We start from the raw sequence: 405 nt of genomic DNA, 5'->3' as shown, positions 1-405 counted from the left end.
GGATCATCAAGCTCCTGAGCGAAGCCGGCGCCGGCCCCGAGCACATCGTCCGCCTGACCTGGTACCTGACCAGCCGCGCCGAATACGAGGCTGCAGGCGCCGGGATCGGCGCGGCCTGGAAGGAGACGCTAGGGCGCAATTTCCCGCCGTCCACCCTGCTTTACATCGACGGCCTGGTCGATCAACGCGCCAAGGTCGAGATCGAAGTCACCGCCTTCGTTCACGCGACATAGGGTGGCGCGAATGGCAAACCGCAAGACGGCGGCGGATTTCGTGACTGGCTTCGCCACGGGCTGGCCCGAACATCAGCCCGATATCATGGTGCTGTCGCTGACGACGCACAAAGGCGTGCAGGATTTTGCGTTCAACAAGGAGCAGGCCTTGCTGATCGCCAAGACCATCAAG

Annotated in this window: 1 protein-coding gene; it reads left to right on the top strand. The window is 63.2% G+C overall.

All coding sequences use genetic code 11. From position 1 onward, the window contains the following. Positions 1–233: RidA family protein (locus I6F36_RS39200; RefSeq protein WP_249789162.1), on the top strand; the 233-nt coding region annotated here is incomplete at its 5' end. Positions 234–405: the final 172 nt, after the last annotated feature.

This window comes from Bradyrhizobium sp. BRP19 (assembly GCF_020194195.1).
Lineage (GTDB): Bacteria > Pseudomonadota > Alphaproteobacteria > Rhizobiales > Xanthobacteraceae > Bradyrhizobium > Bradyrhizobium yuanmingense.
Note: the sequence above shows the minus strand (reverse complement) of the source record. Positions and strands in the feature narration are given on the sequence as shown.